This window comes from Pampinifervens navoyensis, assembly GCF_046159715.1.
GTDB lineage: Bacteria > Aquificota > Aquificia > Aquificales > Aquificaceae > Pampinifervens.
In genome coordinates, this window is record NZ_JBJXCT010000059.1 from 1 (window position 1) to 256 (window position 256).

The window sequence follows — 256 nt, forward strand, 5'->3', positions numbered from 1 at the left end:
GGCTTTTTCCTTCACCTTGGCGATGAACTCGCGCACGGCGGGCAGGGCCACGTCGGCCTCCAGCAGGGCCAGGCGCACTTCGCGCAGCATCTCGGCGGTATTGGATTCGGTCAGTCGCGCCTCGCCGCGCATGGTTTTGACGACTTTGGCGAGGCGTTGGGTCAGGTTGTCTAGCATGGTGATATCTGCAAATGAATGGGGGCGGAAAGGCCGCAGGGCCGCTGGCCGGGACTACGACGCACCGGGAGTGCGCAGG

Annotated in this window: 1 protein-coding gene; it reads right to left on the reverse strand. The window is 64.8% G+C overall.

Going from position 1 to position 256, the window contains the following annotated elements; all coding sequences use genetic code 11:
• The coding region (locus ACKRDP_RS09995; protein ID WP_409154633.1) for a signal recognition particle receptor subunit alpha at positions 1 to 177 on the reverse strand (177 nt) is incomplete at its 3' end.
• Between the last annotated feature and the right edge of the window lie 79 nt (positions 178 to 256).